We start from the raw sequence: 15,525 nt of genomic DNA on the forward strand, positions 1-15,525 counted from the left end.
CTCCCCCTCCCTACCGCGAAGTTTGCCCAGATATTTTTTGAATTTGCTGGCTGAAGTACGTTTGGTCATAGTTCAATTCTTGCGCTACTTGCAGCCCTTTTTGAAAAGCGGTTAATGCTTGTGGATAGTCTTTGCGTTGCAAATGAATTTGCCCAATTTGGTCATAAGCATTCATTAAACCGTAAAAATTGACAGCTTGCTCTTGTGCCTGCAAGAGAATTTGGCTGGCTTGCAAAGCTTCTTCCACTTGTCCTTGAGAACGATACAACGCAATTAACTTTTGCAAAGCTTCACTAACACGAACATATTGCTGTAATTGCCAAGCTATGGTATAAGCTTCTTTATAGTTCTTGAAAGCTTCTTGTAGAAAGCTGGGATTTTCTCGTGCCAAAGATTCGTAGTCTGAGCCAATAGATTCCTTTAATGCTGCTAACTGAATGAGGTTGTTTTCGCGTTGGTAGACTTCTGCTAACTTATTACGTATATTTATTGATTGCTCTGGTTGTTTTAATTGCTTGTAAATGTAAGCGAGTTGTTGTAAATATGCTATTTCATTGACAGACTCGCTTTTAGAAGAAGCAAAAGTGAGCAATTTCTCATAAGTGGCTGCGGCTGATGCGTAATCAAACCAACTCAGATGTAATTCTCCAATTGTCTTTAGGGTGTCTACTTCTGCTGCAGTATCTCCTTGTTGTCGCACGACTGTCAAAACTTGGTCATAAATTGGTAGGGCAACTTTAGGCGATCGCACTTGTTGGTAAGCTTGACCTAAAGCTTGCAACAGTTGTAAATCTACCGTCTTTTGGGATTTCGCCTGTTTTTGGATCAGTTGCAATCGCTGTGTGATGTAGCGCACTTCCATGCGATCGTTTTCTCTCCAAGCAATTTCACCCACTCGCGACAGTGCTTGCACCTCTGCTAATGAACCTAAAAAGCGACGCAAGCGTAACTCTCGGTTCCAAATCTCGAATGCTGTTATCTTGTCTCCTGCTTGTAGTGTAGCTGCAGCTTGTTGATTGAGCTTCTCTAGCGCCGCCTGCAAATCTTGACTCTCTTGCGGGGTCAGCGGCTGTTTATCTTTTGGTGAACGTGGTAGTAGTGGATCAGGCGTGGTAATCTCTAACGGATTAGGGGGAAATTTATCTGGCTGTTGAGGCTTTTTGCTCGCTGCCAATGTTAGCGAATTGCAAAACAGACAGAATGTAGCAGTCGCAGTAATGGTAACACTTAAGCGTCGTAGCATGGATATTTTACCTTTTCGTCGGTTCACAAAGGGACAAGGCAGATAAATCAATTCAAAATCGCGTAGCGTTGATCGCGAAGCGACGCAATCTCAAAATTCAAAATTTGCAATCTCCCCCTACTTGACGATAGTCAGCAAAAAATTCTCCTGAGAAAACAGTCAACTACAAGCTATACAATACTTTTTAATACAATTTATGTTTATCCAGCTACACATTGGTAGCTTTGAATACCAAGTAGCCTGGTTGACCCAATCCAAAATCCAGAATTCAAGATTGGTATAATGACTCATTCTACTGATATTGCCACGTTAGCCCGTTGGATGGCAGCAGATTTCAGCAATCAAGAACAAGCTATAGAAAACCCGCCTTTTTATGCCCACATCCGTGTTTGTATGCGTCCTGTGTCTTTGGGATTATCATCAGGCGTGAGTTTGTTTCTTGAGCAAGCTTATGACTACATGCTCAATAACCCTTATCGTTTGCGGGTGTTGAACTTGAGAAACGCACAGAACCATATTATATTGGAAAACTACACTGTAAAAGAAGAACAACGGTTCTACGGTGCATCCCGTAACCTTGAGCGCTTGAAAACTCTCAGCGCCGACGATGTGGAAATAATGTCAGGCTGCAATATGATTGTCGAGTGGACGGGTAACAGCTTCAAAGGCAGGGTAGAGCCAGGAAAAGGTTGTATCGTGTTTCGCGATGGTAAAAAGACTTATCTTGACAATGAATTTGAAGTCGATGAAGAAAAATTGATTAGCCTTGACCGAGGACGTGATATAGAAACTGATGAGCATGCTTGGGGGTCGATCGCTGGACCATTTTACTTTGTCCGCCGGGCTAATTTTGCAGATGAAGTAAAACTCACTCCTGAGTCGTAGAGTTCTAAGTTTTGAGTGAGTGCAAAAGCACTCTAAAGAACGGTGAGTGTTGAGTGTTGAGTTTTGAACCACATCCAATCACTTGGAACTTAGTACTCAACACTCCTCTGGTATCCTGTTGCTGCCAAATTCAGGCGTGACTTTAACTTTCACAGCAAAGCTTGTAATTGGTCATGAGTTAAACTATAATGGATTAGCACTCAATACATATAGCTATTCAAAAGCCAATATATAAAGCAGTGCAATTTGTCAAGTGCGACTAAACGCACAAACGGCGACATAGCCAAGTGGTAAGGCAGAGGTCTGCAAAACCTTTATCCCCCGGTTCAAATCCGGGTGTCGCCTTTAAGTGTTCAGTAACTAATTATGTGTGACTGTTGACAGATTGATGTCAATTTTCACTCGTTTTTCACTCGTTGCTGTCACTGTTAACGGATTATGTGTCACTGCTTGTATATTTTGAGTATCAATATTTTCTCAGAAATGATTCCGGATTGCTATACTCAAATCTTGCACCAGTTGCTTTATTGCAATTTTTGTAGGGTGGGCACTGTTTATCGTTCGCTGAAACTCCTATTTTTACGTTGTGGGCAGTGCCCACCTTACAGTTATTGAGAATGGTGCAAGATCTCAGTATAGAGATTTAGATAGTTTCTCATTCAGTTTCATTTAGATAGCTACGATATGCGAAGTAGACAAAAATTAACAATGTTGCTACACCGCAAACCTCAAAAATAATAGGATTAACAGCTTTAATTATGTTATCTCTTGTTGGTAAATTCAAGTGATGAAAAAAATTACTTAAAAGCTCAAAATGACTTGGCACATCTACTATGAGAAAAATACCTATAACAATTGCAAAAAAGGTCAAGAATATAGAAATTTGTGAGAGCACTGAACTATCAGCTTCAGTGAGTATGATGAAAGTATCTGGAGACAAAACGAAAAGAAAACAACACAAAATGAAAAAAGACGTGAGTACGCAAATTTCTGATAACCCTATGTAGTAAGCTATAGGATTAATAATACTTAAAAAGTTCTGCCCATTTTTCAAAAATTCAGTCAAATTAATAACAAGAGCATTAAGAGTACCAAAGAAAACACTAGCTGTCGTTAAAAAATCAATTATTTTCTTGAATTGAGAGTCAGACTTTTTCATAAGAAAAAATACCGCCAACAAAATTTAATTCATGTAATATCGCTCAACAAAATTTAATTCATGTAATATCGCTGAACCCGGTTTTCTGCTCCAATGATTCTTGTACCCCGCTTATTATTGCTCCCTTTCTTAAAAAAGAACGAGCCTGCCATCCGTTTTTATTCCAATCGTCTGAAAAATTTGCTAGTGGTTAAACCACAGCATTAAGGTTGAACAAATACAGCATTATGATTAAGTTTCTTCTCTGCCAGTTTGTCAATTAGACCACCTTCAAAACTATAAATTGTTGACATAATGCTGTCATGAGGATTGTACAGTAGAACCTGCTTCATTTCATCTAAATACTCCAAGATAGCTTCGCGCATTTTTGGTCTTTCTACTTGAGCCGTATGGTAATTGTCCCATACATCCCAAGCAAGGATACCCACAGCTGCTAACGGGTCTATTAACTCTAATCCTATAGTTGAAAGAGTGGGAATCGAAAATTCACTTGCAACCTTACCAGCTGCTTTCGTTGATATTTTTGTAGTCATCTTTGCAGTAGTCTTTGCAGCTGCTTTTGCTGCCGCATTTTCCGCAAATTTCGTGGCTAATCCGCTTCCCAGTTTTACTGTAGCCTTGCTTAAGGGTAAGGCAACTAAATATTCTGTTCCCCGTGATAATACTCTCAGTGACAGATCTTGGTTATTACCTGCACTATCGAGGATGGTTGTTGACACTCCACTGAGATATCGCTCCCAGTCTGCTTGAGGAATTTTATATTCGCTTTGGATTCCTGCCAGTTGTTCGCTTAGTTCAGAGACATAGGCATTGATAGTCTCCCTGGTAAAGCGTTCTAGTTTAATTTGTGCGATTTCTGGTTTCAATACACGCCTTGTGAATTCTCTTTGAAATTCCTCAGTCAGCTTCTCAGCCTTTTGTGCTTCTGGAGTTGACTGATTTGGATTGAAACCACGAGTGATGAGGGATGAAAAATCTGTGATTATAGCTCGAAATCCAATATCAAGTTGAGTAAAGTAATTAAAGTACCAATTTAAGAAGTCGTTATCAACACGCTCTCTCAATTGAGCAATCCATTTGTCTAGTTTTTCAGAAGCATACGTTTCAGAACTGGCACGCGCATTCTTGAGAGCAAGAACAAGATCGCTGTTAATTTGAGGAGGAATTGATGGAACGGTAATTACCACCCTTCCATTTGATATATCACCAGATGATTTAGAAATATATTTTCCTCCTATACTGCCAATAGAGATTTTTCCCCATAGACTAATCACAACAATCAAAATAACCAGTGTCCAGATTATGGGACTGATTGATTTAAGAAACTGACTCAGTGCAAAAATTCGATGAGTTTTTTCAGAATAAGAAGCTTTCTTATTTAACAGTTGCTCTTGTGGGGATGGTTCTCGTTCATTAACCATTTTTATTTTCCTTACTATACTATATTGCGGTCTTGTAGTTACAGAATATTATAAAATAGTTTCAGTGGAAACCTTGGATACCTAACTTAGAGGGTGACTTTCTGGGTTAGGCATCCTGTTACTAAATCACATCAGTGCTTCAGGTACTTAATTGACTAATAGAACTTGAAGAAATGGAATTACGAAGATTTTTTTCCACTTGATCGATAACCGTTAAAATGCCAGTTTGAGAATCGTATATAAGGGAATTTTTCATTTCTTGAAAACTTTCTAAAATCTGCTCGCGCAAAGCTGGTTTCTGAGTTGCCACTTCTCCCCGATAACTGAAGTAATCCCATGCCCCAAGCCCAACGATTGCAAGTGGATCTAGAACTTTTGCTACAGTTTCTGCAACAACTGTAGCACCAAGCTTACCCACAGCTTTGACACCTAATACTCCTAGGGTTTTTTCTACACTTTCTATTACTACAACAGTACCAACTTTAGCTGCGGGAATAATGATAGGTTTTGCAAGAATTTTATAACCACCTATAGCTAATACCTCTTTCAAAGCTATATTTGACTCTTCACCTGGAATGTTGAAAGTAATGCTGTTCAAGTACTTATCCCACTTCACTTGAGGAATATCATATTGTAATCTCACTTTAGAAAGTCTGTAGTTTAGATCGGAAACATAGACATTGACGGTTTTTTCTGCTAACTCTTTAAACTTAGCTTGTGATTCAGCCGGACTAAGCACACGTTGAGAAAACTCTTTGGTATAATTTTCAATATCTCGTTTAGCTATATCTTGACCAAAAATTCCCAGAATAAAAGCGCTGTCTTCTCTCCACTTTTTGTTAAACCAGTTGAAATACCAGTTTAGGAAATCATTATCAACTCTGTTTTGTAATAATTCTATCCAGAAGTCTAGTCTTTCAGAGGCAAAATTTTCTGCTTTTGTATGGGAGATGTTCAGTGTATCTAGTATTGCTTGATTAATCTGACTATTGTTCTGCGTTGTTTGGCTTAATAAGACTAAGTTTTTATCTCGTTGTTGGTTTAAAAAATTTTCGGAATGATATTGTTGCTTTGGCGCTTCTATACGCCTTGAAAATGAATATGCAGTAACTACTTTACCTAAAAGAGGCATGAAAATTGTGATAATCACGATTATCCAAAGCAGAATAAACACTGGTTTAATTCGGTTGTAAAACTGCCTATAAGCTGTGAAAAATTGACTTAAAGCCGTGATAAAATTACTCCAAACTGAAGGAGGTTTTCCGCTTTCTAAATTTATGTCAACAGAAGTAGTAGCTGTTTCATTTACTACTTCTGTCGTTTGTTCATTCTCTAAGTTTGTTTTTAATTCAGGCTTTTCACTTTTCGGGGTTGTTTTAATAGAAGAAGTAGCTGTTTCATCTACTACTTCTGGCTTGTGTTCATTGTCTTGTTCGTGGTTCATATGCATTTTGATTGTAATTAGTGACTTAAGTCTCTTAATTGTGTCACTTTTTGTGACACTTTTTTATGGTTCTCAACTATAATAATTACTAGCATAGAAGATGACCCGTTTTTTAAAATTTCATATAATGTCACAAATGTGGCTTAAGATTGGAGCGATTTGAAGTCAAGGATGAACCAGCAAGAGTTTGAAAAAATATTTGAGCACCTGTCACCCCGACGTAAAGAAGTGTTAAGAAGAATTTTGGCAGGTGAGACAGATGCTGTAATTGCAAAAGCTATGGGCATTGGAGAATCTACGGTCAGAAAGTATATTGAAAGAATTTGTCAGGAATTTGGGTTAGAAAATGAACATTCTGATGGGCGTCGCTACAAACGCTCTGATTTAGTTGCCTTATTTGCTAAATACAAACCAGAGTTACTTCAACAACGTGCTTTTACGAGTACAAATTTATCTGAAAATTTCTTGTTACAGTTATTTTCAGCAAATATACCTGTTCAAGAATACCTGGAAAAGCAGTTGCAACTCTCGGACGATGAAGAAAAGACTCAAACCGCTAAATCTTTGAATAAAATTGGTCACCACGACTACCTAAATGGGGATTTCAAAAGTGCAGTATGTTATTTGAAATGGGCAATCACTTTTAACCCTGATTTTGCGGAAGCTCACTACAATCTGGGAGCAGCTTACGAAAAACTGGAGGAATTGTCCAGTGCTTACCATCACTACGAAATTGCTATGAAATATAGCAACCGGGCTGCTGATGCTGCAATCAATAATCTAGCTCGTTTATCGATTCTCAAAGGAAATAGTGCTGCAGCCGTTGAGATGATTCAGCCAATTTTGTCGCGGGTTCAAGATAGCATGGTGAAAGCTTCATTGCATAAGAACCTTGGTTGGGCGTACTTCGAGCAAAAGCTATACAAGCAAGCGAAAAAACATCTGCTCATGTCACTTAAATTGGATAGCGATCGCCCTCTAACTCACTGTTTATTAGCAAAAGTCCAAGAAGCTCAAGGAGAAAAGCAAAGTGCCTTAGAATCATGGAAAGACTGCCTGAAATCTGACTACGATAACCAACAACTAAAAGGACAAGACTGTAAACTGCCGGAATTAAATTTTTGGCAATTAGAAGCGCGTCGAGTGTTGGATGATGAAATAGATCTCGGAAACTGAACCGAACCCATAGCTAGAAGCTAGAGGGGTTTGGTTCAGTTATAGCTGTGGGTACTTAATTAGCTCTTAAATATCGACGGATGTTTGATTCTTTTCCATTCCCAGTGTTGATTAATTTGTAGAACCAGAGGGAAGAGTAAGAACCTTCGTATGTGAGTGTAATCACCGAACCAACCTTTGCCCCAATCAAATTGTCATACCACACAAAGTATTGATTGCCGTTTCTAGATTGAATCAAGACCTTATATGCAGCATTCGATGGATCCCAACCAAATGCTTGAACGAGCGTAACGGGCATTGATTCGGCAGCATGTGCAATCTCGGCAGTAACAAATGCAGAAGCTGTAAGCAGCAGCCCAACGGGAATCGAAGCTTGCCAAGTTCCTATTCCTACAGCAAGAAGCAGTGCAAGGAAATTGCGATCTTTTTTGGAAAAGCTACCCATCAGTTTGTTGGAATTTATATTCATCATTTTTGTTCTCCTTGAGTAAGTTACAGAAGTTGTTTAGGTTGTAAAATTTTGGCTGTGGCAGATTAATTAACTTTTTTTAATTAGGCGGAACAATTGGATCATCATCATCTCCAAACTTGGGGATTTCTGTAGTTTTATCGGGTAAATTACTTATGGAAAAAACCAATTCTTTCAACATAATGATTCAATCAGCAACAATATGGGAGATGTTTTCTAAATAATAAAAACTGGAATTTGAAATTCCTACCAACTACTGTTTGCCAAAAAAAGACCAACGAGTATTGGCAGTAGAAGAAGTGCTTTATATGTAAGATTTGTTGTTATCTATTCAAAAGCCAATTTGTATCAAGCCTGTTACTGGTGCTCACCCGTTAACTCAGCAATGCACCACAGGTTCATTAAGAGTTTGTAATAAAGAGACAAGGATAATTTTTTTTTGATAGAATATGGCACAATGTTATTAAGTCGGTTAATAGTTGGCTTTAATTGTGCCTACTTACTGAACGAGCTTTCATTACTTTCCCCAGAAAATATCTGGAAGAGTTATCGTATAAAATATTACTAAAAAACACACAAGATGAACAGCTCATCTGATCAACTCTGCCAAGAATGTACAGAAGTAGAAAATGTTTTAGAGATAGATATCAAACGTCTCCTTAAAGATTTAGCTACATATAAAAGAGGAAAAGAGCTTACAAAGCAGGAAAAGCTTTATCTCTGCCTATCATTTCTAGGTAATGAGCCTATTGACATAGCAAGAATAGAAAATTACCAACGTTTGTATGTTGAGCAAAAAAGTGAAAATCCTAGCTTAACAGAAGAAAAAATACATAAGTTAGTAGAGCAAAAGCTCAGGAATAGGGCACATGATATTAGTCATTATCTCAGCCAAAGTATAAATCAATATATTCTCGGTTTGATATCAACATTTGATAATAGTATATCTGATAAAAACCCTCGTCCATCTTGGTTCAAAATATTTTTTTTGTTGAAAGCAAACGGTTACAAAAAAGTGGCAGCATCTAGTCAAAAACCATCAAGCCTAAAAAGGATAGTCATTGAATCTGAAGATGAAAACAATTTACAAAATATTATTGAACTTATAAAAATGGTTAACCAAAAATTTGGTAATGGTTCTTTAAGTATTGAAGAAATAGAGTCAGAAGGAGATGAAGATAATGAACAAAAATAAAACGAGACAGAAGCTGGTATTGTCAGGCTCATCAGAAGCAATTGAGTATCTCCAAACGCTATTCCAATCAGGAGAACTGAGTAAATTACTTGATGTCAATGTTTTGAATATAAGCATAACTTCAGAAAAAACACCAACAGAAGTTTCTTTAGTCAACTTAAGTCAATGTTTACAAAAGAACTTCGTCACAGCAATAGCTGCTGGTTTTGAGGTGATTCAAGATATTTTAGAACCCCCACAATTAGTATTGGGATATCAACGACGTTCAACTCGTAGTTCCACGTCAGGTGAATCAGATGAGTATATTCGCCTACAATCTGCTCAAAGATTGCTAGAAACTAACCCTGATAATTCTACTGCGATCGCTACTTTATTTGAAATAATACGTACAACTCAAGAGGAAGAAGTTCGCTGGCGAGCTATTGAAAGTTTACCGAAAAATGCTCGCCATCGTCTTACTGATGTAATCGGGCTGAAAAAAGAAGAACTGCGATTAGCTAATCATCCGATTAAACTAACCGTGTCTGCAATCAAAATAAGCGATGAAGAAGTGAGTGTTTTTATCAAACTGTATCCTGCTGGTGAACAAACTACTCTGCCAATAGGTATCAAGCTGATTGTGCTTGATGAATCTGGAAAAATTTTCGACCAAGTTCCCAATGAAGATGAAGAGTACGACGAAATTAAATACAAATTGATATGTAACTTGGGAGAAATTTTTAGTGTCAGAGTCGCTCTTGGCTCAGATAGCATTACAGAAAGTTTTTCATTTTAATTGCTTTCAATAAATATTATGAGTGATTTACTCGTTTTGAAATTCAGGTATGAGAGTGATAATCAAAATTTACTAGTAAATTTTGTAATTGAATCAAATGGTGAGCTTAGAGATACAGAAATTAGAGGTACATTATCATCAGCAGATAATCTTTTAAAAATTCAAAATCAGTGGATCGAAGCTTATAGAAGCTTCTTAAAAGAAAAAGAAATTGACCGAATGAAAAAAGTAGAAAAGCAAAGCATTGCAATTATAAAAACAACATTCATTGATTGCCAAAAAGCAGCTTATGAATTGGAAAACACATTTCATAATTGGCTTAACTCAGAACAGTTTCATCCCTTCAAACAGGAATTAGAGCAGATTCTAAAAAGCCAAAAAACATCTGAAGAAAATCGGGTGCTGATTCAAACAAATCAACCGTGGTTGTGGAAACTCCCTTTGCATCGCTGGGAGATTTTCCAACGTTACTCCTGTGAAGTTGGTTTGAGTCTTACAGAAAATAAACGAGTAGAAAGACCATTACCCCCTAAGCCTAGAGCTAAAGTTAGAATCTTGGCGATTATTGGTGATAGTACTAAAATAGATACAAAGGTAGATAGGGAGTTACTAGAGAAAATACCTGATGCAGAAATTATCTGGTCGCAACAGCCTCAACGCCGAGATTTATACCAGAAACTGTGGAACCCACATGGCTTGGATATCTTCTTTTTCGCTGGGCATAGTAAGAGTGAGGCGAATGGCGATAGCGGTCGAATTTCCATCAATGAAAATGATAGCTTATCGATTGGGGAACTTAAAAATGCCCTGAGATTTGCTATCCGATTAGGTTTAAAGCTGGCAATTTTTAACTCCTGCGATGGCTTGGGTTTAGCAAGGGAATTGGCAGATTTGTACATCCCACATTTGATTGTCTTCCGGGAATCGGTGGACGATAAAGTTGCCCGAGAATTTTTACAACATTTTCTCGATGCTTACTCCAGTGATAATTCTTTATATACCTCCGTGCGGTTAGCAAGGGAGAAACTGCAAACTCTAGAGGAAGATATTCCCTGCGCTTCTTGGCTACCAGTCATCTGTCAAAATCCATCTGATGCACCTTTAACCTGGCAAAAGTTGCGCGGTAGTCAAACAGAGGCTACCTGGCGGGCTTGTTGTCAAGTAATGCTCGCACTATCAACCTATAAACGGTTGCTCAACAATCCCCTAACCGATAAGAATGAGTTAGGGCTGGAACTGGAGGAAATTTATGTGCCTCTGGGATTGGTGGAGCGACGCAAACAAGACAGACGTATCGGGGATGTTTCCCCAGAGCAGGGTTCGCAGTTTTACCAGCAAGAACCGGAGTATGAAATCACTAAAACCTTTAAGCCGCAGGAGTTTTTTGAACAAGTTCTTCACCAAGGGCAAAGCCCTAAGAGTCAGGGCAAACGGTTGGTTATTATTGGCGAACCTGGGGCTGGTAAAACCACGCTGTTGCAGAAGATTGGGGATTGGGTGTTAGAGAACACCATTGAGGACGTGCCAATTTGGATATCTCTGGCAGATTTACAGAGGGGACAAAGGTTGGAGGGCTACTTACACCAGAACTGGCTAGAATTGGCAATGCAGACTGTACGTGTCCCTGGTGCAACTTCCTCTACTTTAGTGCAAATGTTCCAAAGTGGAAGGGTGTGGCTGTTGCTCGATGGAGTGGATGAGTACACAGCCAACTCTGTCAACCCGATATTGGAACTCGTCAACCAACTCACTGACTGGGTGCAAAGGGCACGAGTTGTTCTGACTTGTCGGTTAAATCTTTGGGAAGCAAATAAAAACGCTCTGGAAACTTTTGATACATATCGTACTTTAGACTTTAGTTATGGTAACCCTCAAACTTCAGACCAAGTAGGACTATTCATCCGTCGTTGGTTTATAGCTAATTCAGAGAGTGGTAGGCGGTTGCGATCGCACTTAGATGAACCTGGACGCTCACGCATCAAGAATTTGGTCAAAAATCCTCTGCGATTATCATTATTGTGTCGCACTTGGCAATGGCAACAAGGTAAGTTACCCGAGACTAGGGCGGAACTTTATCGGCAATTTACGGAAGCAGTTTACAAATGGAAACAAGGAATCTTCCCTACTACTAAAGCGACTGAGGAGGAATTAAACGCAGCCTTGGGGCGATTGGCAAGGCGATCGCTTGACTTAGAAGCATCCTGGTTTCGGCTACCGCATCACTTGGTTGTTGAAGAACTGGGGGAATTTGATGCTCCCCTATTTCAATTAGCACTCCAACTGGGCTGGTTAAATCAGGTGGGTGTTGCAGCCCAAAACCCAGAAGAGCCAGTCTACGCATTTTTCCATCCCACTTTCCAAGAATATTTTGCAGCATCAGCGACTGGCAATTGGCACGATTTTTTACAGCATGACAATCATCAACCCGCTCCCATGCAGGGTATTTACCGGATTTTTCAACCGCAATGGAAAGAGCCAATGATACTGTGGCTGGGGCAATCTGAACAGGAGGTACTAAAGCAAGAAAAAGAAGAGTTTATCAAGGCGTTAGTAACTTTTACAGATGGATGTAACAATTTTTATTGGTATCGGGCATTTTCTCTAGCTGCTGCTGGTATTGCTGAGTATCCCGACTGTAGCCGTGCAGACTTGATTGTGGAGCAGCTCGTCACACAAGCCTTCCGTCATCAATCGGTCAACTCACCAGAATACTCAGCACGCTTGAGCCTCATTGCAGACAAAGCGAAAGAAGCACTAAAAGAAACCGACCATCCACGGGTTATCAATGCTCTGAAGGGAATTGAACCAATACCTATCTATTTTTTGGTAGAAATTGCAACTAGCAGCCCAGATGATATTCGCGCCTTGGCTGAATTGGTGCAGAATCACCAACAGGAAGATGTTCGTTTGATAGTTGCGAGGTGGTTATTGCAAGTTGACCCCGGTAATCAGGATGCTACTGATACTCTCCTTAATATGTTGCGCTACAGTCGAAGTCCTTGGATTTATCACCGAGCTGCCAGGGGTTTGCCTGGAAACTCTGAAGCAATCAGCATCTTGCAGGAAATACTAGGCAGACCTCGACATCCATTTGATAATTTTGAAATTAAAAATATATTAGCTGAGATTGGTGTTGGTAATCCGAATGCTACCGACAGCTTAGCAGCGAGCGCTCCCACTAAAAACAGGACTTTTAACTCCTTGTTAAATTTACTATCTAAAAAAATCTTGATAATCGTTTATATAAACTTCAGCAATACAAAAGCGAACTTACTTCAAAATAGAACATTTAGGGGGATATTTCTAGGGTTGAGACAATCATTTATTTTTCTTCTGAGAAATGCCTGTAACACTTTAGTTTACTTGCATCAAAAAGCAAATCATGATGAGAATTTCCACCTACAGTTCATTGAGAAGCTAGCAAAATTTGACCCGGGAAACCCCAAGCTTATCTTGAGTCTAGTTGAGTTGCTGCGTACTGGGCAAAGTCCATCTGTATATAAGCAGGCTGCTCAGAGTTTAAAAGAAATCCTTCGAGGACAAATGTGTCTAGTCGTAGTCTCAGGCTTGAGAGATTGCCTGCAAAAAGGAACTTCTGAAGAACGATACGATTGTTGCTATGAGGTTATTTGGCATTGTGCCCAACATTCAGCTTACCCTGACTTCTATCAAGCTTGGCACGGTCAACCTTTCATCTCTGATGCCCAAAGAAACTGACCACATCCCCAATGGTCTTACTTTTCACCCATGCTCAACCTATCACGACTCAACAGAGATGAGTTTTCCAAATCAAACAACATCTGCAAACAATGTGGTAATGTCAATATGTTAGTTGATGTTAGGTAGTGTGAGACATGGCGAAAACACCATCATCCACCAAGTCAGAGTCAGTAACGCTTAGAATCCCGAATGAAGTGTTTGATCAGATTCTAAATTATGCGGCTGCAAATACTAAAGGCAATCGTTCTGTTGCAATTGTTGAGTTGATAAACATGGGGCTAGTGGTTGCCAAACAATCTACTCAAACAAGTTTGACAGCACAACAGAGTATGAAACAAAAAGATTTAAGTGAAGCTGTAACACTGCTAAAGTCACAAATGAATCAACTTACCCAGCTTCTACAAGAAACGGTTGTGCAGCGTCTAACAGTTTTAGAGACAGAATTGGGGGAGTTAAACGCCTGAGGGAAGAGAACTCCTCTCTCAGGCAACCAATTCAGCAGCACCTTCTTGAAACTGCACGCGAACGTATCCTTACCAGTCTAAAAGTGGGCAAACAAGCCTCAAAGTACAAAAGTATCCGATCGCTGCTAAACCGCTTTATCTCCGAACTACGCTCACTGTAATACACAAAAGATTAATTGAGCATTTTCTAACCAACCGCATTTTATTTAACTCCTGCTTGTGATTTTTTCAATAAGAAAAAGTTCAAAGCGATGAAATCTGTTACCTTTTTGTTACTATTAATACTCTCTTTCGCAGTAGCATTTCCAGCTCTTGCATCGGTGTGCCGCAATTGGGATGGTCACCAAATCTGCATTCTTGATATCAAACGAAGTGCCAAAAATTATTGGGAATACAGAGCAGCTGTTAGCATAGATGGAGTGAAAACACCTATCGAAGTCTACAATTGTCGTTCTAAAGTTAAGGTTCAGCAAGATGGGACTGCTTTGCCATTTGAGCATAACGATCCTGGTGAATTGATATGCAGTTTTTTCAAGAAGTCTTGAGGAACAATATAAGACTCCTAGCTGTACAACCCTCCCCAAACTCAGGAGAGGAGCGGTTTTGGCGTCCGTCAAACCCTGGGTGAGGTTAGTTTAACACTCAGCATTCCCGCTAATTTTTTAGCAATAATACTTATTAATAAAAGCGTTGCTGCTTTAAATTTTCACAATGCGGTGGAATGAACTGAATTTGATGCTATGATTCCACAGGGAATAACCGCGCTATTCGCGCTATCCTGCCGATTAATGTAGATGGTAAATCTTTCAAGTCAAAGATTGCCACCAAACAAGTGCAAAGTGCTGATATTTGCCAGTCACGACACCAACATTGTTAAATAAGACTTGTTGAGGCTGTTGTTAGGAAGAAAGCAGAATAACATGGCTAAGTCTCATGCATCACAGCGCAACAGAAGTAATGGCGCAAAGCATCGCGCCTTAAAAGGCGATAGCCCAGAAAATCGCCCACAAAATCTCATCTTCTATCTAATTACTTCCATCCTGCTGCACTCTGTTCTGTTTCTTGGAAGTGATTATTGGCTTCGGGCTTTTGCACCCAAGCAAGAACTCTCCGAAACAATACCAATTGAGTTCGTTGAAGTTCCTCCTAATGAGACAAAGACGCCCCCGGAAACTTCACAACGGGCTGCCAAAAATTCTGTTGCAGGTGGAAAAGCAAAACCTGAAAAACCTATTTCTGCTGGTAACTCAGCATCCACAACTACACCCAAAACTAAGAGTGCTTCTGAACCCTCTGAGGTATTACTCCCACAACGAACACAGCAAAAAACAGTATCATCAAATCCACCTCCTCAAAAACTGCAACCCAAACCTCAGAAAATAGCGATTGCTCCTGTCACCAAACCACTTGTACCTGAACCAAAGTCAACAGCAGTTACACCTGAGACGATACCACCAGAACCATTACCATCACCTACAGCAGTTGCACCTACCACCAAACCACTTGCACTCAAACTGCGACAAAGAACAGTTACACCTGAAACGACACCACCAGAACCCGAACCTTTGCCAACA

At 39.5% G+C, this 15,525-nt stretch carries 12 protein-coding genes, 1 tRNA gene and 1 pseudogene; 9 read left to right on the forward strand and 5 right to left on the reverse strand.

Annotation, left to right across the window (positions count from 1 at the left end):
• Window positions 1-10: 10 nt before the first annotated feature.
• On the reverse strand, window positions 11-1,243 hold the full coding sequence (locus DP116_RS12280) for a hypothetical protein (RefSeq protein ID WP_169155458.1): 1,233 nt from the start codon (window positions 1,241-1,243) through the stop codon (window positions 11-13).
• Window positions 1,244-1,525: 282 nt separating this feature from the next.
• On the opposite strand from DP116_RS12280, the gene DP116_RS12285 reads away from it, so the two are divergent.
• Together DP116_RS12285 and DP116_RS12290 are read left to right on the forward strand one after the other, a co-directional pair.
• Window positions 1,526-2,128, forward strand: a complete 603-nt coding sequence (locus tag DP116_RS12285) for a chromophore lyase CpcT/CpeT (protein ID WP_169155459.1) — start codon at window positions 1,526-1,528, stop codon at window positions 2,126-2,128.
• A 273-nt stretch (window positions 2,129-2,401) separates the two neighbouring features.
• Window positions 2,402-2,473: transfer RNA gene (locus DP116_RS12290), tRNA-Cys, on the forward strand.
• Between the two features lie 310 nt (window positions 2,474-2,783).
• On the opposite strand, the gene DP116_RS12295 is transcribed toward DP116_RS12290, so the two are convergent.
• From DP116_RS12295 to DP116_RS12305, 3 genes are all read right to left on the reverse strand, one after another.
• Entirely contained in the window at window positions 2,784-3,287 is a 504-nt protein-coding gene (locus tag DP116_RS12295; RefSeq protein WP_169155460.1) for a hypothetical protein, read from the reverse strand.
• Between the two features lie 203 nt (window positions 3,288-3,490).
• On the reverse strand, window positions 3,491-4,708 hold the full coding sequence (locus DP116_RS12300; RefSeq protein ID WP_169155461.1) for a hypothetical protein: 1,218 nt from the start codon (window positions 4,706-4,708) through the stop codon (window positions 3,491-3,493).
• Between the two features lie 139 nt (window positions 4,709-4,847).
• A complete protein-coding gene (locus DP116_RS12305; protein ID WP_169155462.1) occupies window positions 4,848-6,152 on the reverse strand; it encodes a hypothetical protein in 1,305 nt (434 codons plus the stop codon).
• 171 nt (window positions 6,153-6,323) lie between these two features.
• On the opposite strand from DP116_RS12305, the gene DP116_RS12310 reads away from it, so the two are divergent.
• Window positions 6,324-7,328: a helix-turn-helix domain-containing protein gene (locus tag DP116_RS12310; RefSeq protein ID WP_169155463.1), complete on the forward strand. Its 1,005-nt coding sequence runs from the start codon at window positions 6,324-6,326 to the stop codon at window positions 7,326-7,328.
• A 55-nt stretch (window positions 7,329-7,383) separates the two neighbouring features.
• Here DP116_RS12310 and DP116_RS28560 read toward each other — a convergent pair whose 3' ends face one another.
• Entirely contained in the window at window positions 7,384-7,800 is a 417-nt protein-coding gene (locus tag DP116_RS28560) for a hypothetical protein (protein ID WP_211173229.1), read from the reverse strand.
• 577 nt (window positions 7,801-8,377) lie between these two features.
• Here DP116_RS28560 and DP116_RS12320 point away from each other — a divergent pair.
• The 6 genes and pseudogenes from DP116_RS12320 to DP116_RS12345 form a co-directional block, all read left to right on the forward strand.
• On the forward strand, window positions 8,378-8,992 hold the full coding sequence (locus DP116_RS12320) for a hypothetical protein (RefSeq protein WP_169155464.1): 615 nt from the start codon (window positions 8,378-8,380) through the stop codon (window positions 8,990-8,992).
• Window positions 8,979-9,767 (forward strand): DUF1822 family protein, encoded by a 789-nt coding sequence (locus DP116_RS12325; RefSeq protein WP_169155465.1) that lies wholly within the window; start codon window positions 8,979-8,981, stop codon window positions 9,765-9,767. Before DP116_RS12320 ends, DP116_RS12325 begins: the two co-directional genes overlap by 14 nt.
• A 219-nt stretch (window positions 9,768-9,986) precedes the next feature.
• A complete protein-coding gene (locus DP116_RS12330; protein WP_211173230.1) occupies window positions 9,987-13,484 on the forward strand; it encodes an NACHT domain-containing protein in 3,498 nt (1,165 codons plus the stop codon).
• Between the two features lie 137 nt (window positions 13,485-13,621).
• The gene (locus DP116_RS12335) at window positions 13,622-13,951 is read left to right on the forward strand and encodes a hypothetical protein (protein WP_169155467.1); all 330 of its coding nucleotides are present in this window, start codon (window positions 13,622-13,624) and stop codon (window positions 13,949-13,951) included.
• 251 nt (window positions 13,952-14,202) lie between these two features.
• On the forward strand, window positions 14,203-14,496 hold the full coding sequence (locus tag DP116_RS12340; protein WP_169155468.1) for a hypothetical protein: 294 nt from the start codon (window positions 14,203-14,205) through the stop codon (window positions 14,494-14,496).
• A gap of 375 nt (window positions 14,497-14,871) precedes the next feature.
• Window positions 14,872-15,525 (forward strand): annotated as a pseudogene (locus DP116_RS12345) (hypothetical protein); the annotation flags it as partial.

The sequence above is a fragment of the Brasilonema bromeliae SPC951 genome (genome assembly GCF_012912135.1).
Classification (GTDB): domain Bacteria; phylum Cyanobacteriota; class Cyanobacteriia; order Cyanobacteriales; family Nostocaceae; genus Brasilonema; species Brasilonema bromeliae.

Excerpts from the sequence above, each read along its gene's own strand:
- DP116_RS12280 (WP_169155458.1), bottom strand. The coding sequence starts at position 1,243 with ATGCTACGACGCTTAAGTGTTACCATTACTGCGACTGCTACATTCTGT.
- DP116_RS12285 (WP_169155459.1), top strand. The coding sequence starts at position 1,526 with ATGACTCATTCTACTGATATTGCCACGTTAGCCCGTTGGATGGCAGCA.
- DP116_RS12295 (WP_169155460.1), bottom strand. The coding sequence starts at position 3,287 with ATGAAAAAGTCTGACTCTCAATTCAAGAAAATAATTGATTTTTTAACG.
- DP116_RS12300 (WP_169155461.1), bottom strand. The coding sequence starts at position 4,708 with ATGGTTAATGAACGAGAACCATCCCCACAAGAGCAACTGTTAAATAAG.
- DP116_RS12305 (WP_169155462.1), bottom strand. The coding sequence starts at position 6,152 with ATGAACCACGAACAAGACAATGAACACAAGCCAGAAGTAGTAGATGAA.
- DP116_RS12310 (WP_169155463.1), top strand. The coding sequence starts at position 6,324 with ATGAACCAGCAAGAGTTTGAAAAAATATTTGAGCACCTGTCACCCCGA.
- DP116_RS28560 (WP_211173229.1), bottom strand. The coding sequence starts at position 7,800 with ATGATGAATATAAATTCCAACAAACTGATGGGTAGCTTTTCCAAAAAA.
- DP116_RS12320 (WP_169155464.1), top strand. The coding sequence starts at position 8,378 with ATGAACAGCTCATCTGATCAACTCTGCCAAGAATGTACAGAAGTAGAA.
- DP116_RS12325 (WP_169155465.1), top strand. The coding sequence starts at position 8,979 with ATGAACAAAAATAAAACGAGACAGAAGCTGGTATTGTCAGGCTCATCA.
- DP116_RS12330 (WP_211173230.1), top strand. The coding sequence starts at position 9,987 with ATGAAAAAAGTAGAAAAGCAAAGCATTGCAATTATAAAAACAACATTC.
- DP116_RS12335 (WP_169155467.1), top strand. The coding sequence starts at position 13,622 with ATGGCGAAAACACCATCATCCACCAAGTCAGAGTCAGTAACGCTTAGA.
- DP116_RS12340 (WP_169155468.1), top strand. The coding sequence starts at position 14,203 with ATGAAATCTGTTACCTTTTTGTTACTATTAATACTCTCTTTCGCAGTA.